Annotated in this window: 26 protein-coding genes and 1 tRNA gene; 15 read left to right on the top strand and 12 right to left on the bottom strand. The window is 66.6% G+C overall.

Features of this window, described 5'->3' with window-relative positions:
- Positions 1 to 92: 92 nt before the first annotated feature.
- Positions 93 to 176 (bottom strand) — tRNA-Tyr (locus ACP150_RS06360).
- 162 nt (positions 177 to 338) lie between these two features.
- On the opposite strand from ACP150_RS06360, the gene rlmB reads away from it, so the two are divergent.
- The 4 genes from rlmB (at position 339) to ACP150_RS06340 (ending at position 2,867) form a co-directional block, all read left to right on the top strand.
- Positions 339 to 1,133, top strand: coding sequence for a 23S rRNA (guanosine(2251)-2'-O)-methyltransferase RlmB (rlmB, locus tag ACP150_RS06355; RefSeq protein WP_424965722.1), 795 nt, complete (start codon positions 339 to 341; stop codon positions 1,131 to 1,133).
- 67 nt (positions 1,134 to 1,200) lie between these two features.
- On the top strand, positions 1,201 to 1,554 hold the full coding sequence (locus ACP150_RS06350; RefSeq protein ID WP_424965721.1) for a hypothetical protein: 354 nt from the start codon (positions 1,201 to 1,203) through the stop codon (positions 1,552 to 1,554).
- Between the two features lie 88 nt (positions 1,555 to 1,642).
- Positions 1,643 to 2,098 (top strand): YHS domain-containing (seleno)protein, encoded by a 456-nt coding sequence (locus tag ACP150_RS06345; RefSeq protein WP_424965720.1) that lies wholly within the window; start codon positions 1,643 to 1,645, stop codon positions 2,096 to 2,098.
- 295 nt (positions 2,099 to 2,393) lie between these two features.
- Positions 2,394 to 2,867, top strand: a complete 474-nt coding sequence (locus ACP150_RS06340) for a CoA-binding protein (RefSeq protein WP_424965719.1) — start codon at positions 2,394 to 2,396, stop codon at positions 2,865 to 2,867.
- 75 nt (positions 2,868 to 2,942) lie between these two features.
- Here the strand turns inward: ACP150_RS06340 and ACP150_RS06335 are convergent, their stop codons facing one another.
- Together ACP150_RS06335 and hisF are read right to left on the bottom strand one after the other, a co-directional pair.
- The gene (locus ACP150_RS06335; protein WP_424965718.1) at positions 2,943 to 3,251 is read right to left on the bottom strand and encodes a phosphoribosyl-ATP diphosphatase; all 309 of its coding nucleotides are present in this window, start codon (positions 3,249 to 3,251) and stop codon (positions 2,943 to 2,945) included.
- Positions 3,248 to 4,009: an imidazole glycerol phosphate synthase subunit HisF gene (gene hisF, locus ACP150_RS06330; RefSeq protein ID WP_424965717.1), complete on the bottom strand. Its 762-nt coding sequence runs from the start codon at positions 4,007 to 4,009 to the stop codon at positions 3,248 to 3,250. The genes ACP150_RS06335 and hisF overlap by 4 nt, the downstream gene beginning before the upstream one ends.
- Positions 4,010 to 4,111: 102 nt before the next feature.
- On the opposite strand from hisF, the gene ACP150_RS06325 reads away from it, so the two are divergent.
- The gene (locus ACP150_RS06325; protein WP_424965716.1) at positions 4,112 to 5,233 is read left to right on the top strand and encodes a THUMP domain-containing class I SAM-dependent RNA methyltransferase; all 1,122 of its coding nucleotides are present in this window, start codon (positions 4,112 to 4,114) and stop codon (positions 5,231 to 5,233) included.
- Positions 5,234 to 5,311: 78 nt separating this feature from the next.
- On the opposite strand, the gene hisA is transcribed toward ACP150_RS06325, so the two are convergent.
- A complete protein-coding gene (gene hisA, locus ACP150_RS06320) occupies positions 5,312 to 6,034 on the bottom strand; it encodes a 1-(5-phosphoribosyl)-5-[(5-phosphoribosylamino)methylideneamino]imidazole-4-carboxamide isomerase (protein ID WP_424965715.1) in 723 nt (240 codons plus the stop codon).
- Between the two features lie 180 nt (positions 6,035 to 6,214).
- Here hisA and ACP150_RS06315 point away from each other — a divergent pair, with 180 nt between their 5' ends.
- Positions 6,215 to 6,583: a DUF2147 domain-containing protein gene (locus tag ACP150_RS06315; RefSeq protein ID WP_424966025.1), complete on the top strand. Its 369-nt coding sequence runs from the start codon at positions 6,215 to 6,217 to the stop codon at positions 6,581 to 6,583.
- Between the two features lie 98 nt (positions 6,584 to 6,681).
- Here the strand turns inward: ACP150_RS06315 and hrpB are convergent, their stop codons facing one another.
- Both hrpB and ACP150_RS06305 read right to left on the bottom strand, forming a co-directional pair.
- Positions 6,682 to 9,126, bottom strand: coding sequence for an ATP-dependent helicase HrpB (gene hrpB / locus ACP150_RS06310; RefSeq protein ID WP_424965714.1), 2,445 nt, complete (start codon positions 9,124 to 9,126; stop codon positions 6,682 to 6,684).
- Between the two features lie 90 nt (positions 9,127 to 9,216).
- Positions 9,217 to 9,948 carry a DUF3108 domain-containing protein gene (locus ACP150_RS06305; RefSeq protein ID WP_424965713.1) on the bottom strand — a complete coding sequence of 244 codons (732 nt, stop codon included), beginning with the start codon at positions 9,946 to 9,948 and terminating at the stop codon, positions 9,217 to 9,219.
- A 170-nt stretch (positions 9,949 to 10,118) separates the two neighbouring features.
- Here ACP150_RS06305 and meaB point away from each other — a divergent pair, with 170 nt between their 5' ends.
- The 4 genes from meaB to ACP150_RS06285 all read left to right on the top strand — a co-directional run bounded on the left by meaB (position 10,119) and on the right by ACP150_RS06285 (position 12,698).
- Entirely contained in the window at positions 10,119 to 11,126 is a 1,008-nt protein-coding gene (meaB, locus tag ACP150_RS06300) for a methylmalonyl Co-A mutase-associated GTPase MeaB (protein ID WP_424966024.1), read from the top strand.
- A gap of 164 nt (positions 11,127 to 11,290) precedes the next feature.
- Positions 11,291 to 11,578 carry a 50S ribosomal protein L28 gene (gene rpmB / locus ACP150_RS06295; protein WP_424965712.1) on the top strand — a complete coding sequence of 96 codons (288 nt, stop codon included), beginning with the start codon at positions 11,291 to 11,293 and terminating at the stop codon, positions 11,576 to 11,578.
- 217 nt (positions 11,579 to 11,795) lie between these two features.
- Positions 11,796 to 12,152, top strand: a complete 357-nt coding sequence (locus tag ACP150_RS06290) for a hypothetical protein (protein WP_424965711.1) — start codon at positions 11,796 to 11,798, stop codon at positions 12,150 to 12,152.
- Positions 12,153 to 12,194: 42 nt separating this feature from the next.
- Entirely contained in the window at positions 12,195 to 12,698 is a 504-nt protein-coding gene (locus ACP150_RS06285; protein WP_424965710.1) for a copper chaperone PCu(A)C, read from the top strand.
- 30 nt (positions 12,699 to 12,728) lie between these two features.
- On the opposite strand, the gene ACP150_RS06280 is transcribed toward ACP150_RS06285, so the two are convergent.
- Complete coding sequence (locus tag ACP150_RS06280) at positions 12,729 to 13,484, bottom strand: HpcH/HpaI aldolase family protein (protein WP_424965709.1); 756 nt, start codon at positions 13,482 to 13,484, stop codon at positions 12,729 to 12,731.
- Between the two features lie 95 nt (positions 13,485 to 13,579).
- Here ACP150_RS06280 and ACP150_RS06275 point away from each other — a divergent pair, with 95 nt between their 5' ends.
- The 5 genes from ACP150_RS06275 to ACP150_RS06255 all read left to right on the top strand — a co-directional run bounded on the left by ACP150_RS06275 (position 13,580) and on the right by ACP150_RS06255 (position 20,101).
- Entirely contained in the window at positions 13,580 to 14,620 is a 1,041-nt protein-coding gene (locus tag ACP150_RS06275; protein ID WP_424965708.1) for a ligase-associated DNA damage response exonuclease, read from the top strand.
- The gene (locus tag ACP150_RS06270; protein ID WP_424965707.1) at positions 14,617 to 15,528 is read left to right on the top strand and encodes an alpha/beta hydrolase fold domain-containing protein; all 912 of its coding nucleotides are present in this window, start codon (positions 14,617 to 14,619) and stop codon (positions 15,526 to 15,528) included. Before ACP150_RS06275 ends, ACP150_RS06270 begins: the two co-directional genes overlap by 4 nt.
- Positions 15,525 to 17,117: an ATP-dependent DNA ligase gene (locus ACP150_RS06265; RefSeq protein WP_424965706.1), complete on the top strand. Its 1,593-nt coding sequence runs from the start codon at positions 15,525 to 15,527 to the stop codon at positions 17,115 to 17,117. Before ACP150_RS06270 ends, ACP150_RS06265 begins: the two co-directional genes overlap by 4 nt.
- A gap of 179 nt (positions 17,118 to 17,296) precedes the next feature.
- Entirely contained in the window at positions 17,297 to 18,085 is a 789-nt protein-coding gene (locus ACP150_RS06260) for a hypothetical protein (RefSeq protein WP_424965705.1), read from the top strand.
- A gap of 174 nt (positions 18,086 to 18,259) precedes the next feature.
- Positions 18,260 to 20,101 (top strand): M3 family oligoendopeptidase, encoded by a 1,842-nt coding sequence (locus ACP150_RS06255; protein WP_424965704.1) that lies wholly within the window; start codon positions 18,260 to 18,262, stop codon positions 20,099 to 20,101.
- Between the two features lie 115 nt (positions 20,102 to 20,216).
- Here the strand turns inward: ACP150_RS06255 and ACP150_RS06250 are convergent, their stop codons facing one another.
- From ACP150_RS06250 to ACP150_RS06230, 5 genes are all read right to left on the bottom strand, one after another.
- The gene (locus tag ACP150_RS06250) at positions 20,217 to 20,750 is read right to left on the bottom strand and encodes a VPLPA-CTERM sorting domain-containing protein (protein WP_424965703.1); all 534 of its coding nucleotides are present in this window, start codon (positions 20,748 to 20,750) and stop codon (positions 20,217 to 20,219) included.
- A gap of 316 nt (positions 20,751 to 21,066) precedes the next feature.
- Entirely contained in the window at positions 21,067 to 22,137 is a 1,071-nt protein-coding gene (locus tag ACP150_RS06245) for a Hint domain-containing protein (protein WP_424965702.1), read from the bottom strand.
- 89 nt (positions 22,138 to 22,226) lie between these two features.
- The gene (locus ACP150_RS06240; protein WP_424965701.1) at positions 22,227 to 22,469 is read right to left on the bottom strand and encodes a CDGSH iron-sulfur domain-containing protein; all 243 of its coding nucleotides are present in this window, start codon (positions 22,467 to 22,469) and stop codon (positions 22,227 to 22,229) included.
- Between the two features lie 483 nt (positions 22,470 to 22,952).
- Entirely contained in the window at positions 22,953 to 23,273 is a 321-nt protein-coding gene (locus ACP150_RS06235; RefSeq protein ID WP_424965700.1) for a DUF4389 domain-containing protein, read from the bottom strand.
- 88 nt (positions 23,274 to 23,361) lie between these two features.
- Positions 23,362 to 24,351 (bottom strand): Gfo/Idh/MocA family protein, encoded by a 990-nt coding sequence (locus tag ACP150_RS06230; RefSeq protein ID WP_424965699.1) that lies wholly within the window; start codon positions 24,349 to 24,351, stop codon positions 23,362 to 23,364.
- Between the last annotated feature and the right edge of the window lie 26 nt (positions 24,352 to 24,377).

Below are 24,377 nucleotides of genomic sequence, written 5' to 3'. Positions count from 1 at the left end.
ACACCGCAAGGGATAATCCGCCCGACGCGCAAAGGGCGGGATCACAATCGCACGGGCTCGGGTTGGCACCATGTCTGAGGTAACGAGGAAAGTGGTGGGCGACCCTGGAATCGAACCAGGCGTGCGTCTCCGCGAGGGAGTTACAGTCCCCTGCCACACCTTGCGGCCTGTCGCCCAACGGGTGCGTGATTACGCGCGCGGGACTGGGGCGTCAACCGCAAAACTTGAGGGCGGAGGCGGGAAAATCATCGACCTGTGCGGCGCTTGCCCGGCGCAACATTGACCGGGCGTGGCCCCTCGGCTATCCCCGCGCCCTGAGCCGCGCGAAAGGACATGCCATGGCTGGCAAGAAGCCCACATGGGTGATCGACAAGGAACGCGCCAAACGGGCCGCAGCGGCGCAGACATTGTGGCTCTTCGGGCTGCATGCGGTGCGCGATGCCCTGCAGAACCCGGCGCGCAACCGGGTGCGGCTGGTCGTGACGCGGAACGCCGCCGACAAGCTCGCCGATGCCATCGCCGCCTCGGGGATGGAGCCCGAGATCGCCGATCCGCGAAAATTTCCGGTGCCGCTCGACCCCGGATCCGTGCATCAGGGCGCCGCACTCGAGGTCAAACCCCTGAGCTGGGGCCCTGTGGCCGAGGTTTGCCTCGGTGGCCCCACGGAGATGCCGCCCCTCGTCGTGCTGCTCGACCGGGTGACGGATCCCCATAATGTGGGCGCGGTCCTACGCTCTGCCGAGGTGTTCGGCGCGGCCGCCGTCATTGCCACCGCCCGCTCTGCGGCGCCGGAAACCGGCGCGCTGGCCAAGACCGCCTCGGGCGCACTGGAGCGCCAGCCCTATCTGCGGGTCCGAAACCTTGCCGATACGATGGAGGAGCTGCGCGCCATGGGCTTCACCCTGCTCGGGCTCGATGGCGAGGCGGATGAGAGCCTCGATACCGCGCTCGAGCCCCGCCGCGACCGCCCTATCGCGCTGGTCATGGGGGCCGAAGGGCCCGGCCTGCGCGACAAGACCAAGGCCACCTGCGACATGCTGGTGAAGATCCCCTTCGCCCGCGCCTTCGGCTCGCTCAATGTCTCGAACGCGGCGGCTGTCGCGCTTTATGCCTGCCGAACCCCCAAGGGTTAGGCAAAGCCGCGCGGCGCAGATGACAAGCCACCACCCCGCGCCTATCTAGGGGGCAGAGAGGTTTTCCATGCACGAGCACACCAAAGTCGCCACCTGTTCCTATTGCTCTGCGCGCACCATGCTGGTGCCCTCGGCCCGGGACGGGCATGAGCTTGCCTGCGGGTCCTGTGGCGCGCCATTGCATGAGATGAAATGGCTCAAGACCCCGACCGAGCCGGGCAAGAAACCCAAGGGCAAAGGCAAGCGCCGCAAGGAGACCGGCTATATCCCCGGCGTGCACGGACCTGAAACAGGACCCGTCTCGCGCGGCGCCGCATCGCGCGCGGCCCATGGCGGATACCGAAAGAAGAAACGCAAAAAACCTTTGTGGAAAAAGGCTTTGGGCGAGGCGGTCGACCTGATCGAGGACATCTTCGACTGACATCTGCCTCACAAGCGTGTCACTTCTCTTGCTGGTTTTCGCATCGAAGGCCACCTCCTGAGCAGACCAACGCTTGAGGAGATACCCCATGATTTCACGTCGCACCTTCCTGATCGGCACCGGCGCTCTTACCGCGGCTGCCCCCTTCGCCGCCCCGGCCCTCGCCGCCGAACCGGCCATCTATAGCAAGCGCGGTCTGGCCATTCGCGGCTATGACCCCGTGGCCTATTTCAACGACGGCAAACCCGTGCGCGGCGATGCCGCCTTCACCCACACTTGGAACGGCGCGGAATGGCGCTTCGCCTCCGAGGCCCATCGCGCAGCCTTTGCCGCGACCCCCGACGCCTATGCCCCGCAATATGGCGGCTACTGCGCCTGGGCCGTTGCCGAGGGCTATACCGCCTCCACGGATCCGGATGCCTGGAAGATCGTCGATGGCAAGCTCTACATGAACTTCTCCAGACGGGTGCAGCGCCGCTGGGAAAAGGACATCCCCGGCAATATCACCCGGGCCAATGGCAACTGGCCCAAGGTCCTGGGCTGACACCAGCCTTCTGGCCGGGCGTATCGGCCAATATCCGCGCGGCACTGACGGGGATCTGACAGGAGATCACAGAATCGTGATCTCCTCCTTTCAATCCGGATTATGGCCCCTACGTAACATTCATAGAAGCCGGGCTCGGAACTCCTGCGCTTCACTTCACTGTCCCTCGTTCCGTTACTACACGCCCGGCCGTTTCGGCACGGGCGTTTTTTTTGGCACCCCCGTGCATCAACCGAGAGAGGCGCGCGGGCAAAGAGATCTTTCCGCCTCTCTCACCGGGCGCTAGGCTGGCCCTATGAGCCAAGATCCAAGCGACGACCTGCTGCGCGAAATCCTGACCCGAACCCGGGTCGTGGCCTGCGTGGGCGTGTCCATGAACCCGGTGCGTCCGTCCTATTACGTGGCGCGCTATCTCGGGCTGCGCGGCAAGCGGGTGATCCCGGTCAATCCGGTCCATGCGGGCAAGACATTGCTGGGCGAGACCATCCGAGCGGATCTGTCGGAGATCGAAGAGCCCGTGGACATGGTCGATATCTTTCGCCGCCCGGAACATGTGCCCGCGATCGTCGACGCAGCCATGGCCGAACTGCCGAGCTTGCGAACGGTCTGGATGCAAATCGGCGTCACCCATCCGGAGGCCGCCGCCAAGGCCGAAGCCGCCGGCCTGACCGTGATCCAGAACCGCTGCCCCAAGATTGAATACCAACGGCTCTATGGCGAGCTGCGCATGGGCGGGTTTGCCACCGGCGTCATCAGCTCCAAGCTCTGACCCGCGCGCGGCTTTCTTAAGTCTGCCAATATCCTCGCCGAAGGCCCGGTCCGGACCCCGTCCTGAACGGGCCGCTCAGCGCGACGCCTTCTCCGCCAGCCCGGACATCCCCTGCCGTCGCGCCAGCTCCGCCAGAACATCCTCCAGCGCCACATCCCGTGCCGCCAGCATGACCAGCAGGTGATAGAGCACATCGGCCGCCTCGTAGGTCAGGTTCTCACGGTCATCCTTGGCCACGGCGATGATGGCCTCGATCGCCTCCTCGCCGAATTTCTCGGCGCATCTCTCTGGCCCCTTGGACAGAAGTTTGGCCGTCCAGGAACTGTCCGGATCGGCCCCCTTGCGTGCCGCGATCACCGCTTCGAGCTCATGCAGCACGCTCATGACAGGCGCACGGGGATGCCCGCCTCCGCCATATGCTCCTTCGCTTCGCGGATGGTGTACTCCCCGAAGTGGAAGATCGACGCGGCCAACACGGCGCTTGCGCCGCCTTCCGTCACCCCGTCCACAAGGTGATCCAGCGTGCCAACCCCGCCCGAGGCGATGACCGGAACCGAGACCGCATCGGAAATCGCCCGGGTGAGCGGCAGGTTGAACCCCTGCTTCGTGCCATCCCGGTCCATGGAGGTCAGCAGGATCTCTCCGGCCCCCTTGGCCACCACGGTCTTGGCGAATGCGACCGCATCGATCCCCGTGGGTTTGCGCCCGCCATGGGTAAAGATCTCCCATTTGCCCGGGGAAACGGTTTTCGCATCGATGGCGCAGACAATGCACTGGCTGCCGAACTTGTCCGCCGCCCGCGCGATCACGTCCGGATCCGCCACAGCGGCAGAGTTGAACGAGACCTTGTCCGCGCCTGCCAGCAGGAGGTTGCGCACATCCTCGCTCGTCCGCACGCCCCCGCCGATGGTCAGCGGCATGAAACACTGCTCTGCCGTGCGCGTGGCCAGATCATACATCGTACCCCGGTTCTCATGGGTCGCGTGGATGTCGAGAAAGCACAGCTCATCCGCCCCGGCCGCGTCATAGGCCTTGGCGCTCTCGACCGGATCTCCGGCATCGATGAGGTCGACGAAATTCACACCTTTGACGACCCGGCCATCGGCCACGTCGAGACAGGGAATGACACGGGTTTTCAGCATGGGCACGGTCCTGCGATGGGCACAGGGCCTCTTAGCCGCCCAAGCCCCCCGGAACAAGTCTTGGCCCTCGCGCCGGACGGCGATCCGGGGTAAGCCCGCCCCATGACGACACCGCCTTTCGACATTTTTCTCGCGGCCCCACCGGGGCTGGAACCCATACTCGCCGCCGAAGCGGCGGAGTTGGGCTTTGCCGCCCCGCGCGCCGTGCCCGGCGGGGTGGAAACCACGGGCGACTGGCCCGACATCTGGCGCGCGAACCTGCACCTGCGGGGCGCGGCAAGGGTGCTGGTGCGGCTCGGCAGCTTCCGCGCCTTCCATCTGGCGCAGCTCGACAAGCGCGCGCGCAAATTCCCCTGGGCCGAGGTGCTGCGGCCGGACGTGCCTGTGCGGGTCGAGGCGACCTGCCGCCGCTCCAAGATCTATCACGACCGCGCGGCGGCCCAGCGGGTGATGCGGGCCATCACCGAGACCCTCGGCGCGCCCGAGGGCAAGGGAGAGGACGCCCTGCGCCTGCTGGTGCGGATCGAAGACGATCTGGTGCAGATCAGCCTGGATACCTCCGGCGCCCCACTGCACCGGCGCGGACATAAGGAGTTTGTCGGAAAAGCGCCCATGCGCGAAACGCTTGCCGCGCTCTTTCTGCGCCAGATGGGCTATACCGGGACAGAGCCCCTCGTCGACCCGATGTGCGGCTCGGGAACCTTCGTACTGGAAGCCGCCGAGAGTGCCCTCGGTCTCGCCCCCGGGCGCGATCGGTCTTTCGCCTTCGAAAACCTGGCCTCCGCTGTGCCAGAGGCCGTGGCCGCGCAGCGCACGCGCCGCGCGGCAGACGCGCCCGGCACAGCCCCGCTGGCCTTTGGCTTCGACCGGGATGACGGGGCAATCCGGGGCGCGCGCGGCAATGCCGAACGCGCCGGGCTGAGCGCCGTTACCCGGTTCGAACGGCAACCGATCTCCGATCTGATCCCGCCCGTGCCGGGACCGGGGCTCGTGCTTGTAAACCCGCCCTATGGGGCGCGGATCGGCAATCGCAAGCTGCTCTTTGGCCTCTATGGAAGTCTCGGGAAAATGCTTGCAACGGGGTTTTCCGGCTGGCGGGTCGGGGTCATCACCTCCGATGGCGGGCTGGCCAAGGCGACAGGCCTGCCCTTCCTGCCCTCAGGCCCCGCCGTGTCACTGGGCGGGCTCAAGGTCACGCTCTGGCACACCGATCCCCTGCCCTGAGATTGCCTCTCATTGTTCCCGAAATACTCCGGGGGTGCGGGGGCTGGCCCCCGCGACAGACGCCATCCACCCCCTCGCTCAGGCTTTCAGAACCGCCAGGGCCTCCGCCAGATCGATCGCCCCATCATAAAGCGCACGGCCCGAGATTGCCCCGTTCAGCGGCGCGCCCGTTGCCTTCAGCGCGCGCAAATCTTCCAGCGAGGACACTCCGCCCGACGCGATCACCGGGATCGAGGTCGCATGGGCGAGCGCGGCCGTCGCCGTCACATTCGGGCCCTGCATGGCGCCGTCCCGGTCGATATCCGTATAGATGATCGCCGCAACCCCCGCATCTTCGAAGGATTTCGCCAGATCCGTGACCATCAGGTCGGTCTCTTCGGCCCAGCCCCGTGTCGCTACGCGCCCGTTGCGCGCGTCGAGCCCCACGGCCACCTTGCCCGGAAAAGCCTTGGCCGCGGCGCGCACCAGATCGGGATCTTCAACCGCCACGGTGCCGAGAATGACCCGGGCAATCCCCCGTGTCAGCCACATCTCGATCGTCGCCATGTCGCGAATCCCACCGCCCAGCTGCGCCGGCACCGAGGTCGCCGCCAGGATCGCCTCCACCGCCGCCCCGTTGACCGGGGTGCCGGCAAAGGCGCCGTTCAGATCGACCAGATGGAGCCACTCGCAGCCCGCCTCCTGAAACGCCTTTGCTTGTTCGGCAGGGCTGTCATGAAACACGGTCGCCTTGTCCATATCGCCCTTGTAGAGCCGCACGGCCTGGCCATCCTTGAGGTCGATTGCGGGGTAGAGGATCATAGCGCGGGCTCCGGCTGTCTGTGTCTGAGCGGGTCTCTAGCGGGGGTCGCGTCCGATTGCAAAGACGCAACGGCACTTTGCGGGCTGGCGTTACGTCACACTTGCCGCGCGCAGAGAGGATTTGCGAGCGTCCGCCCATCCAAGGAGGAGGACACCCAAGTGAAATCGATCTTCGCGATCATGGCCGCCTGCGCGGCCCTGGCAAGCCCGGCGGCCGCCGATGCGGTCAAGGGCGTGTTCCAGACCGCCCCGAATGACGAGGGCAATGTGGGCCATGTGGAATTCTACGAGTGCAGCGGCAAGATCTGCGGCAAGCTCCTGCGCTCCTTTACCTCGAACGGGACACCCATCGCGTCCGACAATATCGGCAAGAACATCGTCTGGGACATGCAGAACCAGGGCGGTGGCGCCTATGGCAAGGGCAAGATCTGGGATCCGGGCGCGGACAAGACCTATCGCTCGAAAATGTCGCTCGACGGGGATCTGCTGAAGGTATCGGGCTGCATCGGGCCGATCTGTCGGGGCAATACATGGCAACGGGTGCGCTGAGCGCGCCAACAGCCTGACCGTCGGCGCAGCAGGCACGCTGCCTCCGGCGGGGATATTTCCGGACTTAAGACAAAGGGGCGCGCGACACGGCGCGCGTCTCACCTGCGGCGCGGTTTGGCCCGCACGGTCGGATCGGCCTCGGTCGGGTCTTCGGGCCATGGATGTTTCGGATACCGGCCCCGCATGTCCTTGCGCAAATCCGCGTAGCCACCTGCCCAGAAGCCGGGCAGGTCCGAGGTAACCGCCACGGGCTTTTGACCCGGCGATAGCAGCGTGATCCGCAAGGGCACCCGCCCCGGCCCCACGGTCGGATGCCGGGTGACGCCGAAAAACTCCTGCACCCGGGCGGACACTTCGGGCGCGTCGCCGCTGTAATCCACCGGGAGTTTGCGCCCGAGCGGTGTCGTGATGGCGGCGGGCGCCTGCACCTCGATCGCCTGGAGCGCGTCCCAGCCAAGCCAGGTTCTCAGGGGCTCGAGCGGGTCGAGCGCGCGCAGGTCCTCTGCCCCGCGCACCTGCCCGAGATAGGGGAGCAACCAGTCCTCTGCCGCCGCGAGCAGGGCATCGTCGGACATTTCCGGCAGCTCAATCCCCCCGGCCCGGCAGAGCGCGACCCGTGCCCGAAGGCGGGCAAAGCCGGCCTTCCCGCCCAGCGCCTCCAGCCCCAGATCCCGCAGCCCCGCCAAAGCGGCCTCGGCACGCGCGGTCTCGGGCACATCGCGCCAGATCCGGTCCGACAGGACCAGGGCGCCGAACATCTCCTGCTGGCGGGCCTCGACCCGGCGGTGGCGGCGCGACCAGTGGCAGTGATCGCGCCACTGGATCTGATCCCCGTAGAGCGCGCGCAATTCGGCTTCGCTCAACTCCGCCGCCTGCCGGATCCGGGCCTCCCGCGGGTTGCCGTCGAGATCGGTGGCCACGAGCAGCCGCGCGCCCGCAAGGCTAGCCGCCGGATCCATCACCGCCCCCTTGCCCCCCGACAACAGGTAGCGCGGATCATCGCCGGGACGACGCAGCCCGATCCGGTCGGGATAGGCCAGCGCCGCCTGTGCGCCAAGGCTCAGCGTCTCTGCCTTGGGCAGATCCCGCGCGAGGCGCTTGGCCTCGGCCTGCACCCGCGCGCGGGCACCGGGATCCGGACAGGGCGCATCGCCGCGCAAAATGGCCAGCCGTCGCGCGAGATCAACGCCCGCATTGCGATCGAGGTCCCGCTCGGAGAGCAGGGCCGCCAACGGTGCGGCCTGGGCCCCGGCCCGGCGCAGCATATGCGCGAGGCGCGGATGTGTGGGCAGGCGCGCCAGCGCATGTCCGTGATCGGTGATCCGCATCTCAGCGTCCAACGCGCCGAGCGACTGGCAGAGCGCCTGCGCCTCGGCCCAGGCCCCGTCGGGCGGCGGGGTCAACAGCGCCAGATCCGAAGGCCCCGTGCCCCAGATCGCCAGATCCAGCGCCAGCGCGCTCAGGTCCGCGACCGCGATCTCGGGTGGTGCGAAGGCGGCAAAGGCCCCCTCCGCCCCCTTGGTCCAGAGCTTGTAACAGAGGCCCGGGGCGACCCGCCCGGCCCGGCCCGCGCGCTGCGTCGCCTCGGCACGGCTCACCGGATCGGTCACCAGCCGGGACATGCCCGAGGCCGGGTCAAACCGCGCACGCCGCGCCCGCCCGCCATCCACCACGATGCGCACATCCTCGATCGTCAGGGACGTCTCGGCGATCGAGGTGGCCAGCACCACCTTGCGCTGCCCCGCAGGCGCAGGTGCGATTGCCGCGCGCTGCTCGGCGAGTTTCATGGCCCCGTAAAGCGGGCGCAGCACCGTATGCGTGGGCAGATCCTGTTCCAGCAGGCGCGCCACCTGCCGGATCTCCCCCTCGCCCGGCAGAAAGACAAGCGCGCTGCCCTCGGCCTCGGCCAAGGCCTGGCGGGTGAGCCCGGCCACCGCGGCGGGAAAGCGCGTCGTCTTGGGGACCGGGCGCGGCAGGTAGCGGTCCTCCACCGGATAGCTGCGCCCCGCACTCGTGACCACCGGGACATCCCCCATCAGCGCCGCCACGGGCGCGGCATCGAGCGTCGCCGACATGACCAGCAGGCGCAGATCCTCGCGCAGGGCCGCGCGCACCTCGAGACAGAGCGCCAGCCCCAGATCCGCGTTCAGCGAGCGTTCGTGGAACTCGTCGAAGATCACGGTGCCGATCCCGGGCAGCTCCGGATCGGCCTGCAACCAGCGGGTCAGGATGCCTTCGGTGACCACTTCGATCCGGGTGTCAGGACCGGTCTTGGAGGCGCCGCGCATGCGGTAGCCCACAGTCTGCCCCACCGGCTCCCCAAGGGTTGCGGCCATCCGCTCGGCCGCGGCACGCGCCGCGAGACGGCGCGGCTCCAGCATGACGATCCGGCCCGCGGCCCCGGCCTCCAGCAGGGCGAGCGGGACCCGCGTGGTCTTGCCCGCGCCCGGTGGTGCCTGCAATACGGCCGCCCCGCCCCGCGCCATGGCAGCGAGCAGATCAGGCAGGGCCTCATCAATGGGAAGGGCGTCGGCAGCGGGCATGGGGCGCGCGGTCCTTGCTGGCATCGGGCAGGGTTGCGCGGGACCGAACCATTCGGCTGCGGCCGGGTCAAGGGGCGCGCGCCGCCGGGCTCAGCGTCGCTTCAGCACCGCGCGTCCAAAGGTGGTGTCCGTGGTCACCCGCGCGACCTCGTAGATCCCATCGCCACGCGGCGCATAGGTCATCTCGAAGGTGAAGCGCGTCTTCTCGGCCAGCTTGCGGGGCGACCAGCCGGCGATCCGACGATAGAGCCCCTGGCAGGTGATCTCGCCATCCGCCCCGGCGCGACGGTTGGACAGAACCACCTCGCTGCGCCGCTTGCCGTCGAACACCTGCAAGGTCAGATCACAGACCCGGGCCTCGGGCTGATCGCGCAGGGCGGCATAGATCACCGTCATCGGATCCACCGTCCCCGTCTGGGTGGCGGGATCGACCGCATGACGGTCCGCCTCGCGCGGCGGGTCATAGACCTTCACCTGCGGCCGCCCGCCCCGGTAGAGCATCTCGGCCTCCGAGCGTTCGCCACTGGCATCGCGAATCTCCACGAAGGAGCTCGGGCGATAGGCGCTCGGGCCGGTCTGCTGACCGCGCGCCGTCGCCTCGTAGGAGGCTTTCACCACCGCGCCGAGCAGGCCCGTGGTCCGCACCTTGCCAGTCACCGCATAGCGATTGCCATCGGTGTTGGCCGCGTATTGCACCACCGCCGCGCGCACGCCGCCGAGCGAGACATCGAACACCCCCTGCTCGGTCGCCATGGCCGGTGTCGCCGCCAGAGCCAGCCCGATCAGCGCGGATCGCAGGGCATTTCGCAATTTTACTGTCACTTTCGCCTCCTGTCGTCGTGGGCGCGCGCCGCTGTCGTCTGGACAAGACATAGGACGACAAGGCAAGAAAACCGCGAAGCCGTCAATTGCCCTGACGGGAATGTCAGATCGACCCAGCGAAAGACCGCCACGTGCCCACTGACCAGACCACGCCCGCGCCCGCCGACCGGATCAATGCCCGCCTGCCGGATCTGGAAACGCTCGCCACCCGGATCACCGCCGGGGAGCGCCGGGCGCTTGCCCGGGCCATCACCCTGATCGAGAGCACCCGTCCCGCAGACCGCGCCACGGCAACGGCCCTTCTGCAGCGGCTCGCCGGCAGCGGGCGACAGGCGCTCCGCATCGGACTTTCGGGCACGCCGGGGGTGGGCAAGTCCACCTTCATCGAAGCCTTTGGCATGATGCTGATCGAGGCCGGGCTCAAGGTCGCGGTGCTGGCCGTTGATCCGAGCTCGGCGCGCACGGGCGGCTCGATCCTTGGCGACAAGACCCGGATGGAGCGGCTGAGCCGCGCGCCGGGGGCCTTCATCCGCCCCTCGCCGTCCCTGTCGCATCTCGGTGGCGTGTCGCGCCGCACGCGCGAGGCCGTGGCACTGGTCGAGGCGGCGGGGTTCGATGTGGTTTTGATCGAAACCGTCGGCGTCGGACAGTCCGAGACCATGGTGGCCGAGATGTCGGACCTCTTCGTGCTGCTTTTGGCCCCGGCGGGCGGGGACGAATTGCAGGGGGTCAAGCGCGGGATCATGGAGACCGCCGATGTGATCCTGATCAACAAGGCCGATGGCGATCTGAAGGCCACCGCCACGCGGACCTGCGCGGATTACGCCGGGGCGCTCCGGCTCCTGCGCAAACGGCCCGAGGATCCAGAGGACTTCCCCAAGGCGCTGATGGTGTCGGCGGTCACGGGCACCGGCCTGCCCGAGGCCTGGCACGAGATGCAGACTCTGGCCACCTGGCGCAAGGAGAACGCCCATTGGGACCAACGGCGCGCCGCGCAGGCGCGGGGCTGGTTCGAGACCGAGGTGCGCGCCGGGCTGCTGGCGCGCCTGACCGAGGATCAGGCCACCCGCGCGGCCATGGACCGGCTGTCGGATGCGGTCGCCGGTGGACAGCTCTCGGCCAGTCAGGCGGCCGCGGACATCCTCGACAGCCTCGGGGCTGGCCCGTCCGAGGGCTGATATCCCCGGACACGGGCACGGATCCCGCCAGCGCAGTGCTCGTGCCGTGAATGAATCGCTTGACGCCCGCAGGCATTCGTCTTAGACGGCAGCTTCAAGTTTCCGGGGCCCCTTCGAGCGCGCCCCTTTTCGATCCGAACCGCTAGACAACGAGGAGCGAGCCGATGTCGCGCCGCTGCGAACTGACAGGAAAAGGCGTAATGGTTGGCAACAATGTCAGCCACGCCAACAACAAGACCAAGCGGCGCTTCCTGCCGAACCTGAACGATGTGACCCTGATGTCCGAGACTCTGGGCCGCGGCTTCAAGCTGCGCATCTCGGCAGCGGCTCTGCGCACCGTGGACCACCGTGGTGGGCTGGACAGCTTCCTGGCCAAAGCCAAGGATGCCGAGCTGTCCGAGAAGGCGCTCAAGATCAAGAAAGACATCGCAAAGGCTCAGGCCGCCGCCTGATCCCTCTGAGATTTCGACAAAACGCTCCGCCGGTTGATCCGCGCGGGGCGTTTTGCGTTTTCGGCTGTCGTAAGGGCCGCGGCGCGGATGCGGCCCTGCTGTGACAGGCCCGCGCTTTGGGCGACCTGTCGGCCTTCGTCGGACTGTGCGCGCGTGACCCCGGATGCGACAAAGCGACCATTTTCCAAAGCGCGCCGCCCCGCCTACCTCTCTGGGTGTGACGCATCTTCGCCGCCTCCTCGCGATCTGCCTCGCGCTGACCCTTGTGGGGACCAGCGGCGCGATGGCCGTGGCCCGGGGCCAGATGGCGGCGGACCCGGGCATGATCGCGGTGATCTGCGTCGGGTCAGAAACCGAAACCCTGCGGCTCGACGCCGAAGGCAACCCGGTTCAGGCCAGCCATACCTGCCCTGATTGCGCCCTGATCGGACTGGCCGCCGTGACGCTGCGCGCGGAACTTGCGACCGATCCGGCCTTTGGCGCGACCAGCTTCCGTCCGCGTCAGAGCCCCTGTCTCTGGGCGCAACCGCCCGAACCCGGAGGCGCGCCGCGCGCACCGCCTGTGGTGATCTGAACACGCTTCACCTTTCAGATCTCTTTTCTCAGGACCTCAGACATGTCTTTGAAATCTCTCATCCTCGCGGCGGGCCTCGGCTTCGCTGCACTGCCCGCGGTCGCCATGGACACATCCATCATGGTGATGGACCCTTATGCGCGCGCCGCCTCGCCGGTTGCCAAATCCGGGGCCGCCTTCATGGAAATCATGAACCACGGCGCCGAGGACGACCGCCTCGTCTCGGCCAGCTCGCCCACCTCTGCACGGGTCGAGCTGCACACCCATATCGATGACGGCAATGGCGTGATGCTCATGCGCGAGGTCGAAGATGGCTTCACGATCCCCGCAGGCGAGACTTACATGCTCAAGCGCGGCGGTGACCACGTGATGTTCATGGGCCTCAAGGAGAGCTGGTCCCAGGGCGACATGGTGCCGGTCACCCTCGTCTTCGAAAAAGCCGGTGAGCTCACGTTGGAGATCCCCGTGGATCTCGAACGGGCCGCCGAGCATGGTGGGCATGACCACCAGCACGGCCATGGCGACCATAGCGGGCACAAGCACTGACCCAACCGGTCCACCGGGGTTGGCGCGCCGTCAGTCGAGCGCGCTGATCCCCTCGGCGGTGGCCCGGGCCCCTTGCATCATCCAGGCATGCTCGGAGGCCACGAAGAACACCGTGAAGCCGTAGCGCCGCCAGGCCGCGGCTTTCTCCACATTGGCGGCGAAGGTCATATAGGGCTTGCCCGTGGCCGCGCAGGCCTCTCCGACGCGGGCGATGGCCGCCATCAGCTCGTCCGAGCTCTGATCCGTCTTGCCATAGGACACCGACAGATCCGCGGGGCCGAGAAAGACCCCGTCAATGCCCGGGGTCGCCGCGATCCCCTCGCAGGCCTCGACCCCTTCGGCATCCTCGATCTGGGCGATGACGATCGGTGCGTCGCTGCTGCCCAGCACCGCCGCCATGGTTTGGGTGCCGTACCCCGCCGAGCGCGTCGAGCCCGCATAGCCCCGCCCCCCGCCGCCATAACGGCAGGCCTTGGCAATGGCCGCGGCCTTCTCGGCGCTGTCCACATGGGGCACGACCACCCCGGCCGCACCCGCATCCAGCGCCTGCATCAGCGTGGCCGGGGTCGCATCCGGCACCCGCACGAGGCAGGGAAAGCCCAGCGCGCGCCCCACGGCGAGGCAGGCATCGATCCGTCCCCGGTCGAAAGGCGCATGTTCTGCATCAAGGCAGACGAAATCCAGCCCCGAGAGCGCCATCACCTCGACCATCTCGATCGCGGGCGTCTTGAGGAAGGTCCCCGCCAAGAGCGCGCCCGCCTCCATCTTTGTTCTGAACTCCGTCATGTCCCCTCCCCCGGTTCGCAATGGCCGCACTGGACCAGAGCCGGGCAGGCGCTGCAACCCTTGGCGGCGCGCGGCGCGAGCGCTAGGTCTCGGGCATGGCCGCAGACCTTCTGACCTTTACCGAGCACGGGATCTACTGCCCGGTGGGCGATTTCCATATCGACCCCTGGCGCCCGGTGGACCGTGCCCTGATCACCCATGGCCATGCGGATCACGCCCGCCCCGGCCATGCACGCTACCTCGCCACCGAGGCTGCCGCCCCGGTGATGCGCCACCGGCTGGGCGAGATCCGGCTCGACACGATCCGCTATGGCGAAACGCGCCAGATCGGCGGGGTCGAGGTGAGCTTTCATCCTGCGGGCCATGTGCCGGGCTCGGCCCAGATCCGGCTGGCCCATCGCGGTCAGGTCTGGGTGGTTTCGGGCGATTACAAGATCGAGGAGGACGGCCTGTCCGAACCGTTCGAGCCCGTGCCCTGCCATGCTTTCATCACCGAATGCACCTTTGGGCTGCCGGTCTTTCGCTGGGACCCACAACCGGATGTGGTCGCGGCGATCCGCGACTGGTGGGCCGCCTGTGCGGCCACGGGCAAAACCGCCGTGCTCGGCGCCTATGCCCTGGGCAAGGCGCAGCGGATCCTCGCCCAGCTCGACCCGGAGCAGGGGCCGATCCTGACCCATGGCGCGGTCGAGGCCACGAACCGCGTTCTGCGCGATCAGGGCCTGATCCTGCCCCCGACCGTGCAAGTCACCGCCGAGATCACCGCCAAGACCCATCCCGGCGCGCTGGTCATGGCCACGCCCTCGGCCCTCGGCACCCCCTGGATGAAGCGGTTCGGCGCGACCGAGACCGGCTTTGCCTCGGGCTGGATGCGGATGCGCGGCGTGCGGCGGCGGCGCGGGGCGGATCGCGGTTTTGTCATGTCGGACCATGCGGATTGGCCCGGGCTGAACAGCGCCATCGCCGAAACCGGGGCCGAACGCATATTCGTCACCCATGGCTATACCTCGGTCTTTCGCAAATGGCTTGAGGATCAGGGCTACGATGCACAGATCGTCAAAACCCAGTTCGAGGGCGAAAGCGTCGAGACCGACAGCGACGCGCCCGAACCCGGCCCGACGGGAGACGCGCAATGACCCGGCAACAGGGGCCCGAGGGGATGGGCGACCGGCTCTGGCCGCTCTTTGCCCGCTATGTCCAGCGCCCGACCCTCGCCTTCACCCCGTCCCAGACCCTGCTCCGGGCGATCTTCGACGCCACCGTGTTTCTGGGTGAGAAACGATGCAAGGGCGTGGCGCAGGGACGGACGGATCTGGGCGGAGTGCCCACGATGACCCTGCACCCCGAAGATGCGACAGGCGGACGGCTTCTCTACCTGCATGGGGGCGGCTTCACCATCGGCAGTGCGCGCAGTCATCAGCATATGGTCAGCCATATCGCCCGGGCAGCGGGCTGCACCGCCTGGCTGCCGGATTACCGCCTGGCGCCGCAACACCCGTTTCCGGCCGCCCCCGAGGATGTGCTTGCGGCCTATGGCGCGCTGAGCGCCGAGGGTCCGGTCATGGTGGCCGGTGACAGCGCGGGCGGTTGCCTCGCGCTCGGCCTGCTCCACTGGGCGGCCCGGGCCGGTCTGCCCCCACCCGCCGCGCTGGCGCTGTTGTCCCCGATCGGCCATCTGGATCTGGAGGCGGGCGGGTTTCAGACCCGGCTCGAGACCGAGATCCTGATCCCCGAACGCTGGGGCCGCAATACGGTCGCGGCTTATCTCTGCGGGCATGACCCGGGGGATCCCTATGCCTCGCCCCTCGCCGCCCCGCTGCCTGCGGCTCCGCCCACGCTGATCCAGTATGCCGAGGGCGAGGCGCTGGCCCGGGACGCGCTGGCCTCTGCCGAAGCCCTGCGTGCCGCCGGGGCCGATGTTGCGGTCGAGGGCTATCCCGGCATGCCCCATGTCTGGCAAATCCACGCGGGCCGCTCTCGCAGCGCCGACCGCGCCGTGGCCAACCTCGGGGCCTTTCTGCGCGCCCATGGAGGCCCCTCGTGAACCGGTTTGCCGAGCTTTTCACCGCGCTGGATCAGACCACCAAGATCACGCCAAAGGTCGCCGCCCTCGCGGCCTATTTCCGCACGGCCCCCGAGGCTGACAAGCTCTGGACCATCGCGCTCTTGTCCGGGCGGCGGCCCAAGCGCACGGTCACCACGACGCGCCTGCGGGAATGGGCGGCGGAACGCGCAGGCATTCCCCTCTGGCTTTTTGAGGAGGCCTATCCGATCGTCGGCGATCTAGCCGAGACCATCGCCCTTGTCCTGCCGCCCCCCGGCCAGACCAGCACCCGCAGCCTGAGCGCGTGGATCACCGAGATACGCGGCCTCGCCGCGCTGGAAGAACCGGAGCGGCGCGCCTTCATCCTGTCGGCCTGGGACAGCCTGCCGCCCACCGAGGCCTTCGTGTTCAACAAGCTGATCACCGGGGGCTTCCGCATGGGGGTCTCGACCAAGCTGATGACGCGGGCCCTGTCCCAGGCCACCGAGATCCCCGAGGCCGAGCTCGCACATCGCCTGATGGGCGACTGGACGCCGGAAACCACCAGCTTCGAAGCGCTCGTGCTGACCCGGGATCCCGAAGCCGACCTGTCCAAGCCTTATCCGTTCTACCTGGCTTACGGGTTGGAGGACGCGCCCGAGAGCCTTGGCACCCCCGAAGACTGGCAGGCCGAGCACAAATGGGATGGCATCCGGGGCCAGCTTATTCTGCGCGGCGGGCAGCATTTCGTCTGGTCGCGCGGCGAAGAGCTGATGAGCGACCGCTTCCCCGAACTGGCCAGCCTGCGCGACTTCCTGCCCGAGGGCACCGTGCTCGATGGCGAGCTGCTGGCCTGGGGCGATGAGGTGCCGCTGTCCTTCAACGCGCTACAAAAGCGGATCGGGCGCAAGACGGTGCCGAAGAAACTGCTGACCGAGGCGCCGGTGATCCTGCGGGCCTATGACCTGCTGGAAGCCGGGGGCACGGATCTGCGCGACACGCCACTGGCCGAACGCCGCGCGCGGCTGGAAACCATGCTCGATGAGCTGCCCGAGGGGCTGCCCCTGCGCCTCTCCCCCGCGCTGACATTCGACAGCTGGGACGCGCTGGCCGAGATCCGCGCCGGATCCCGCGCGCTCGGGGCCGAGGGCGTGATGCTGAAACGCCGTGCCTCGCCCTATCTGGCCGGGCGCAAGAAGGGGGACTGGTGGAAATGGAAGGTCGATCCGCTGGTGATCGACGCCGTGATGATCTACGCCCAGGCCGGGCATGGGCGGCGCGCGAACCTCTTTACCGACTACACCTTCGCGGTATGGGACGGGAACGAGCTGGTGCCCTTTACCAAGGCCTATTCCGGCCTCACGGATGCGGAGTTCCGCCAGATAACCGCCTGGGTGCGCAAGAACACGCTGGAGCGCTTCGGCCCCGTGCGGCGTGTCACACCCGAGCATGTCTTCGAGATCGCCTTCGAGGGTATCCAAGCCAGCCCCCGCCACAAATCCGGCGTCGCCCTGCGGTTTCCGCGCATGTCCCGCTGGCGCAAGGACAAGCCCCTGCAGGAGGCAAACACGCTGGAGGATCTAAAGGAGATGCTGGCGATATACGGCTGATCTGCCCCGTTTTAGGCACCGCTGCGGCGGGGCAGACTGCGTCTTTCGTCGAGATGTGGCAAATCCCTGCGCTCGCGCGGAAAGGCCCCGCCCCCCATGGCCCCTGAACAAAATAGCGGAAAATTGCCAGATGGCGGCCGTGACGATAGTGTCAGAGCGTCCAGCGCAACGAGGGCAGCATGCATTTTCTCAGGTTTGTTCTAGCAATGGTTTCCATATGCGCCGCATTCGCAGCGCATGCTCAAGATCACTCGAAGCGGTTCAAACCGCATAAATTCAATGGCTCCAAGCCGGTTTACAGCGGCGGGATTTGGTCGTTCGAGCTGAAACCGCAGGGATGCAGCTCCCGAAAGTATGGTGATGGTCGCGGCGAGAGCGATTGCCTAAATGGCAATATCAGGTCGCGGATCGCCGCACCCAAAAACGTAAAGCCGGGCCAACTGGTCGAGTATTCCATGGAGATCCGGATCGCCCCCAATTTCCGCTATGACGGAGGCCCGACACCCGCATGGTCCAAGTTGGAGGTTGCGGAATGGGGCCGGACGAAAGGCATCAAGAACCACATCTATGATTTGCAGCTGGATACGGTCCGCGGGCTGACATTCGAGCGTCAAGTCTGCGTGCCACCCTCCAAACTGTCCCAATGGAACAAGTTTCAGCTCAGGATCAAATGGTCAAAGTCCGGAGACGGCTTTCTGGAGGCTCGCTGCAACGGAAAGGTGATCCTCTCGCGACGGGATCAGCAGACTGTCATCCCGCCGGACTGCGCAGCGAAATACAAACTTCAATGTGACCCGAGCCAGCAAATACCGAGCGCCAGCATCTACTGGCAGGTCGGCCCCAAGCTGTCGGGGTTTGGGCCGAATTTCGCGAAATACGGCTTTTCCAGCCAGTTCGCGCCGTTTCCAAGGAATGGCATCCTGCTGCAAATGCGAAATCTCTATGCCGGGAACCCTCCGCGCTCATAGACCCTGCTGCGGTCTCCTTTGGTCGATCTGACGCTGGGCCCGGATGCGCGACAGGGTCGCCCGGGCTATCTCCATCTGGCCAAAATGCTTTGAAACACCGCAAATTTCGCCTCGCTGCTTGAGCCTCCGCCCCTGCCGCCTTACCTCTTGTCCAACCAGATAAGAGGACGTCCCATGCAGAGCCTGCCGCTTTCCTTCCCCGCCCCGACCCCGCTGCGCGATGCCGCTGCTGAGACCGGGGGCAAGAACCTTGGGGATTTGCCGGATTGGGATCTGAGCGATCTTTATCCGGGCGAGGATGCGGCGGAGCTGAAGCGCGACATGGACTGGCTGGAGGCTGCCTGCCGCGATTTTGCCGCCGATTACGAGGGCAAGCTTGCCGATCTCGACGCGAGCGGGCTGCTCACCTGTGTGCAGCGCTACGAGCGGATCGACACGATTGCCGGGCGGATCATGTCCTTTGCCGGGCTGCGCTATTACCAGAACACCACCGATGCCGAGCGCGCCAAGTTCATGGCCGATGCGCAGGACAAGATCACGACCTTCACCACGCCGCTCGTGTTCTACACGCTCGAGATCAACCGCATCCCCGATGCGCAGCTCGACGGGTTGTTCGACAAGAATCCGGATCTCGCGCGCTACAAGCCGATCTTCGACCGGCTGCGCGCCATGAAGCCCTATCAACTCAGCGACGAGCTGGAGAAATACCTCCACGACACCTCGACCGTGGGGGCGGCCGCGTGGAACCGGCTCTTTGACGAGACCATTGCGGGCATGATGTTCGAGGTCGATGGCGAGGCCTATAACATCGAGGGCACGCTGAACTTCCTCTCCGAGCCCGACCGCGACAAGCGCGAGGCGGCGGCCCGCGAGCTTGCAAGCCAGTTTGCCGGGCAGATCAAGCTTTTCGCCCGGGTGCATAACACTCTGGCCAAGGAAAAAGAGATCAACGACCGCTGGCGCGGATTGCCCAGCCCCCAGGCCGGGCGGCATCTGAGCAACCATGTAGAACCCGAAGTCGTCGAGGCCCTGCGCAATGCCGTCGTCGCCGCCTATCCCAAGCTGAGCCACCGCTACTACGCGCTAAAGGCCAAGTGGATGGGGCTTGAGACGATGCAGGTCTGGGATCGCAACGCCCCCCTGCCGCAAGAGGACACGCGGCTTGTGGATTGGGACGAGGCGAAATCGACCGTGCTTGAGGCCTATGGCGCGTTCGACCCGGAAATGGCACGGATCGCCGAGCCGTTCTTTACCAAGGGATGGATCGATGCGGGCGTGAAGCCGGGCAAGGCGCCCGGGGCCTTTGCGCACCCGACCGTGGCCGAGGTGCATCCATACGTGATGCTCAACTATCTGGGCAAACCGCGCGATGTGATGACGCTGGCCCATGAGCTGGGCCATGGCGTGCATCAGGTCCTCGCCGCAGGTCAGGGCGAGCTGCTGAGCTCGACCCCCCTGACCCTCGCGGAAACCGCGTCGGTCTTCGGCGAGATGCTGACCTTCCGCAAGCTGCTCGACGCCGCGCCGGACAAGGCCACGCGCAAGACGCTGCTGGCGGGCAAGGTCGAGGACATGATCAACACGGTCGTGCGCCAGATCGCGTTCTACGATTTCGAGTGCAAGCTCCACGATGCGCGCAAGAACGGCGAGCTGACGCCGGAGGAGATCGGCGAGCTCTGGATGAGCGTGCAAGGCGAGAGCCTCGGCCCGGTCTTCGAGTTCATGGACGGGTACGAGACCTTCTGGGCCTATATCCCCCATTTCGTCCACTCGCCCTTCTATGTCTACGCCTATGCCTTTGGCGACGGGCTCGTGAACGCGCTCTACGCGGTCTACGAAGAGGGCGATCCGGAGTTCCAGTCGAAGTATTTCGAGATGCTGAAGGCAGGCGGGTCCAAGCACCACAAGGAGCTTCTGGCGCCCTTCGGTCTCGACGCGTCGGACCCGGCTTTCTGGGACAAGGGTCTGAGCATGATCTCGGGCATGATCGACGAGCTGGAGGCGATGGAGGACTGATCCCCCGCCACGCCCCATCCGCAGTGCATAAAGAAAGGGACCGGCAGACACCGTCCGGTCCCTTCGATCAAACGCGGAAAACCTGGAGACACCGCGCTGATGTCGCGCCTTGGGGCTAGCCCCGCTGGGCCCGGGATTTGCGGCGCGAGAGCCCGACCACCCCAGCCAGCCCCGTCAGAAGCAGCACCCCACCCGCCGGAAGCGGGATCGGAGCCACAGCGTCATGTGGTGTAAACACAAGGGTGCCAAACCCGATCACGTCACTGGGGGAGCCTCCGACTGCGACCACGGCGCCGTTTTGCCCTGCGAACGACAGCAAAACCGTGGGCGCACCGGTGTTCACGTCGTCGTCAAACCCCTGAAACGATGCGCTTGTGACCATGCCCGCCGAAACCGTGAACATGTTCAACGATGCGAAGGGCGCAAAGTTGCCCTTGGACCCAAAAGGCGAACTGGTGATCGTCACGCTGGCAGCGGCGCCTTGCATATCATCCTCAAGGCCGGACACGACACCGGTAACCGTGTTGCCTATTTCCGAGAAGGAGAAGTTGAAAGACAGTGGCGCGGCCCATCCCGGAGCCGCCAGAAGGATAGAGACGCCGAGGGCACAGCTCAGTGTTTTGATACGTGCGAGAAGTCGTCCAGTCATATGCGAAGTCCGAAAACAACCCGTTGAAATAGCCGCCTCCAGCGGGGCCCTTCGGGTCCCAGCCAGACGCAAGCTGTCCGACCCTAGCGGACAAGACCGGGTGGCTGAACTGGTCCACAGTCCGGGTTTGGTCTTTTTTGCATCGGATATAACCGGTTAGCCCCACACAGTTGGGGCGGACAGGTCGGCATGGATGGCAAAAAGCGCGCAGCTCGTCTCCGCCAGTTGGCCGCGACAGGCAGGCGGCCTGTCTGCAATTGCCGGCGCGGCGTTTTCCGGGTCACGGGCGCCCCCTAGTAGGCCAGAGGAGGCGCGACTAAGCGCCCTCGTCCTCTCCTTGCAGGAGCGGTTTGCGGTTCGCTGCGTGCCGCGCCACGAGACGCTTCTGCTGTGCCCCGGGCGGGATCGTCCGGCCCGGGCAGACCCCGCCCGACAGCGCCTCTGGGAACAGCGCGGAGATCTCGGCACGGTCCTCGGGGGACAGGGATTTCAGCGCCTCGGGCCCAAGGAACAGGCTCTCGGTCGGGCTGTCTTCGGCAAAAATCACCTCGTGCCGGTCAAAGAGCAGGTGAAAATAGGTCACCTCGCGTGCGGATCGGTCGACGGAAATCCCCGGCAGGCTCACGAGCCGGATCGCCGCGATCAGCACTTCGGGCACTGCGAACATGCGTTTCACGATTGGCGAGACGACGAGCATCCGGTGCTGCCGCGACACCCAGAGATCGCGCGTGGGTCGGTCCCGCGCCAGGGCTCCGGCGTCGATCTTCACCGGGCAGAGCCGGGGATTGGCCGCCAGTTCGGCCGCGCTGAGGGTCCGGCGCAGAACAGAGACCAGCGGCACCGCCCCGCCATCATAGGTGCAGACCAGCTGCCCGGGCTTCAACTCTTCGACCGCGACCGGCCCCTGCGGTGTCCGCACGCGGGTGCCGAGGGTCAGACAAGGGATGGTGCCCGGGTTCGGATCCGTCTGAACCTGATAGCTGGCGCCCTGGTCATTGGTTTCCAGCGAGGCACCGCTCCCCGCCTGACCGATCTGGGTCGAGGTCAGCCCCGCCGCAGGCCCGTCGACAGCTGTGACAGGATCCGGACGATTGTCGAAGGAGAAAAAGGCGTAGACACCCGAGCTGTCGGAAAGAGACAGCCCGTTATTCAGCGCAAGCCCCGTAAAGGTATCAGTGGAGGTCGTGTCGATCACATAGATGTCGCGCCCCCCGCTCTGGGTCGGCACGAGGCCCTGCAGCGGGTTGCTTGAGCGAATGGTCCCGTCGGACTGGTAAATCGTCACCACCAGATCCGAGACATCCGCACCGGGATCCACCGCAACCTCGATGAAATCAAGGTTGCGACCACCGAGGTATTTGATCTCAGAGAAAAACGGATCCGCCATGCCGCAATATCGCGCAGAAACGGCGTTAAGGAAAGTTAACGACTTTCGGAAGCGTTAACGGAGCCGCGCCCCCAATCCGTTTGCCGGTGCTAGAGCTTGTTATGCGCCCCATCACAGAGCGGCGCGTTGGCCGTCGCCTTGCAGCCGCAAAAGAACAGGGTCTTGTCCGCTTCAGCCTCGTATTTCATGGGCGCAAAGCCAGACTCCTTATGGGAGCCGTCGCAAAAAGGCTGACTGTCCGAGCGCCCGCAGGTGCACCAGAAATAGGTCTTCCCGGCGGTGACTTCGACGGGGTACGGCGCTTTCTGAGCGATGATCGGCGTGTCGGACATGGGCTAGCTCCTGTGCTTGCTGAATCACACCTAGCGTGCGGGCCCCTCAAGCCCAACGCACAATCGCGGCCAGACCCGCGCAAACTCGACCTTGTCCACCAGCAGAACCCTGGCCCGCTCAACAGCCCTTGTAGTCTCTCGCCACACACGCCCGCGCAAGCTGCTTCGCCAACGGACGCCCCTTTTGCGGAGCGGTTGCAAAATTACCGCTTTCTGCCGCCGCGAGGCCCTGACCGAAAACCTGCACCTGATTTGGGCTGGCGACGACACCAAGTGTCAGCGCGACAAGAACGGCGGGGACACGAGGGATAAACCTCATCTGCCGTTCCTTCCGTTTTGCCGGACGCTATTGGACGACGGCCCGGGTGACCATTCCTGTGACAGGAGACGATCTGGTGCGGGGCCAGAGAGCCCCCCATCCTGTCGAGGCACCTTGCCCCGGATCCCGCGCGCGGCGCTCACAGGTCGGAGCAGTGGCGGACCTCAGTCGAGCTCGGTCCAGGGCCAGGGCTTCACCTCGGATGCGGCCGTCTGATACCGCGCAGCCTTGGCGATCCAGATCCCAAGATCCGTGCCGAACTCGGCAATCCGCTCATTCGGCTGCTTGTTGTTCACCAGCAGGATCACGAATTGCAGGATCGTCACAAAGGTCAGAACGGTCGAGGCCAGGCTCAGCATCAAGGCGATCAGGACCATATGGACCAGCCGCAGGAACAAACCGTCCGGCGCACCGGGGTCTGGCTGCTCCCCGTGGAGCCGCCCGGAAATCTTGTCTTCGTCACTCGGTGTGCTGTTCTCGGCCATCATCCACCCTCTTGCTTGGCTCTAGAGGAGCGCAGGCCGGGGGCGACTGTCAACGCCCCCCGCCACCGGCCCCGCCACCGGCCCTGCCTCAGCCCGCCGCGGCATAGACCGCATCGATCATCGCCTGGGTGCCGCGGGCATCCTCCAGCGTCCAGGGATAGTCTGCACCCTCGGTCACGGTGCGCCCAAAGGCCTCGACCTGTTCGACATACTGGGCTGCCGCCGGGAAACGCTCCACCGTGACGGAGTGGCCCGCGCCACCGCCCGCGCTCATCCGGTGCAGCTCGATCCGCGCCTCGCCAAAGACCTGTGCGTTGAACGGCGCCGTCAGGCGCAGCACGCCCTGCTCGCCGTGAAATACCATGTCCTGAAACGGGGCCATGCGCATGGAGTTCACCCAATGCGCCGTAAAGCCCGCAAACCGCGCCGAGACCCGGGCGATCACATCCACCCCGTTTTCCCAGGTGATATCCGCATGGGTGATCTCTTCGGGCTCCTGCCCGGTCATCCAGCGGGTGCAGCCGTAGGTATAAACGCCGATATCCGGGATGCCGCCGCCCCCCTGCCCGGCGGTGTTGCGGATGTTGCCGGGATCGCCGCGATTGTCATAGGTGAAGATCCCCTCCACATGGACAAGCTGGCCGATCGCCCCGTCCCGCAGCAGGGCGCGGGCGCGCTGCCATTGGGGGTGGTGGACGATCATGTAGGCCTCGGCACAATGCAGCCCCGTCCGGTCCCGCAGCGCGATCAGCGGATCGATCTCGGCGGCGGTCATCGCCATGGGCTTTTCCGCGAGCACATGCTTGCCCGCCTCCAGCGCCTTCATGGACCAGGGCACATGCATCGGGTGCGGCAGGGGAATGTAGACCGCGTCGATCTCGGGATCCGCAAGCAGCGCGTCGTAATCGCTGTGCACGCGCAGGCCCGGCGCGAAGGCGGCAAAGGGCGCGGCCTTGGCCGGGTCACGGGTGGCCAGCGCGGCCAGGGTGGACCCCTTGGCCGCGTGGATGGCCGGGCCCATCTGGTTGCGCGCGAAATTGGCGGCTCCGAGAATGCCCCAGCGGAGTGGTGTCGTCATGTATCGTCCTCCCGCCCCGACCCTAA

This window comes from Dinoroseobacter sp. S375 (genome assembly GCF_049800775.1).
In the GTDB taxonomy this organism is placed as follows: domain Bacteria; phylum Pseudomonadota; class Alphaproteobacteria; order Rhodobacterales; family Rhodobacteraceae; genus Dinoroseobacter.
This window is presented reverse-complemented; position numbering and strand designations above follow the sequence as displayed.

Excerpts from the sequence above, each read along its gene's own strand:
- rlmB (WP_424965722.1), top strand. The coding sequence starts at position 339 with ATGGCTGGCAAGAAGCCCACATGGGTGATCGACAAGGAACGCGCCAAA.
- ACP150_RS06350 (WP_424965721.1), top strand. The coding sequence starts at position 1,201 with ATGCACGAGCACACCAAAGTCGCCACCTGTTCCTATTGCTCTGCGCGC.
- ACP150_RS06345 (WP_424965720.1), top strand. The coding sequence starts at position 1,643 with ATGATTTCACGTCGCACCTTCCTGATCGGCACCGGCGCTCTTACCGCG.
- ACP150_RS06340 (WP_424965719.1), top strand. The coding sequence starts at position 2,394 with ATGAGCCAAGATCCAAGCGACGACCTGCTGCGCGAAATCCTGACCCGA.
- ACP150_RS06335 (WP_424965718.1), bottom strand. The coding sequence starts at position 3,251 with ATGAGCGTGCTGCATGAGCTCGAAGCGGTGATCGCGGCACGCAAGGGG.
- hisF (WP_424965717.1), bottom strand. The coding sequence starts at position 4,009 with ATGCTGAAAACCCGTGTCATTCCCTGTCTCGACGTGGCCGATGGCCGG.
- ACP150_RS06325 (WP_424965716.1), top strand. The coding sequence starts at position 4,112 with ATGACGACACCGCCTTTCGACATTTTTCTCGCGGCCCCACCGGGGCTG.
- hisA (WP_424965715.1), bottom strand. The coding sequence starts at position 6,034 with ATGATCCTCTACCCCGCAATCGACCTCAAGGATGGCCAGGCCGTGCGG.
- ACP150_RS06315 (WP_424966025.1), top strand. The coding sequence starts at position 6,215 with ATGGCCGCCTGCGCGGCCCTGGCAAGCCCGGCGGCCGCCGATGCGGTC.
- hrpB (WP_424965714.1), bottom strand. The coding sequence starts at position 9,126 with ATGCCCGCTGCCGACGCCCTTCCCATTGATGAGGCCCTGCCTGATCTG.
- rpmB (WP_424965712.1), top strand. The coding sequence starts at position 11,291 with ATGTCGCGCCGCTGCGAACTGACAGGAAAAGGCGTAATGGTTGGCAAC.
- ACP150_RS06285 (WP_424965710.1), top strand. The coding sequence starts at position 12,195 with ATGTCTTTGAAATCTCTCATCCTCGCGGCGGGCCTCGGCTTCGCTGCA.
- ACP150_RS06280 (WP_424965709.1), bottom strand. The coding sequence starts at position 13,484 with ATGACGGAGTTCAGAACAAAGATGGAGGCGGGCGCGCTCTTGGCGGGG.
- ACP150_RS06275 (WP_424965708.1), top strand. The coding sequence starts at position 13,580 with ATGGCCGCAGACCTTCTGACCTTTACCGAGCACGGGATCTACTGCCCG.
- ACP150_RS06270 (WP_424965707.1), top strand. The coding sequence starts at position 14,617 with ATGACCCGGCAACAGGGGCCCGAGGGGATGGGCGACCGGCTCTGGCCG.
- ACP150_RS06260 (WP_424965705.1), top strand. The coding sequence starts at position 17,297 with ATGCATTTTCTCAGGTTTGTTCTAGCAATGGTTTCCATATGCGCCGCA.
- ACP150_RS06255 (WP_424965704.1), top strand. The coding sequence starts at position 18,260 with ATGCAGAGCCTGCCGCTTTCCTTCCCCGCCCCGACCCCGCTGCGCGAT.
- ACP150_RS06250 (WP_424965703.1), bottom strand. The coding sequence starts at position 20,750 with ATGACTGGACGACTTCTCGCACGTATCAAAACACTGAGCTGTGCCCTC.
- ACP150_RS06245 (WP_424965702.1), bottom strand. The coding sequence starts at position 22,137 with ATGGCGGATCCGTTTTTCTCTGAGATCAAATACCTCGGTGGTCGCAAC.
- ACP150_RS06240 (WP_424965701.1), bottom strand. The coding sequence starts at position 22,469 with ATGTCCGACACGCCGATCATCGCTCAGAAAGCGCCGTACCCCGTCGAA.
- ACP150_RS06235 (WP_424965700.1), bottom strand. The coding sequence starts at position 23,273 with ATGGCCGAGAACAGCACACCGAGTGACGAAGACAAGATTTCCGGGCGG.
- ACP150_RS06230 (WP_424965699.1), bottom strand. The coding sequence starts at position 24,351 with ATGACGACACCACTCCGCTGGGGCATTCTCGGAGCCGCCAATTTCGCG.